Here is a 265-nt window from a genome sequence, read left to right as displayed (position 1 = left end):
CTGTAGGCATCGCTCAGCGGCAGGTGGTAGCCGAGCTCGCTGAAAAGCTGCGTCGACGAGGCGCGGTAGGACGACTCCAGGCGCTGGTTCAGGCTGCCGGCCGCGACGTCGCGCTTGGTGTTGATGTCGTGCCAGGTGTAGGCGGCGCCGGCCATGAAGCGCAGGTGGCCGGGACCGGCCTGGAAATTGCGGCCGCCGAAGATCGTGGCGGTGTAGCTGTCGACGTCGGTGCGCGAGGCGGAATCGGCCAGCGAGCTGTGGCTGC

At 68.7% G+C, this 265-nt stretch carries 1 protein-coding gene; it reads right to left on the bottom strand.

Annotation, left to right across the window (positions count from 1 at the left end; translation table 11 throughout):
- Positions 1-265, bottom strand: a 265-nt coding sequence (locus SB771_RS34950; RefSeq protein WP_410722036.1) for an autotransporter outer membrane beta-barrel domain-containing protein, incomplete at both ends; no start/stop codon positions are given.

The organism is Burkholderia sp. SIMBA_051, from assembly GCF_046534915.1.
Lineage (GTDB): Bacteria > Pseudomonadota > Gammaproteobacteria > Burkholderiales > Burkholderiaceae > Burkholderia > Burkholderia ambifaria.
Note: the sequence above shows the minus strand (reverse complement) of the source record. Positions and strands in the feature narration are given on the sequence as shown.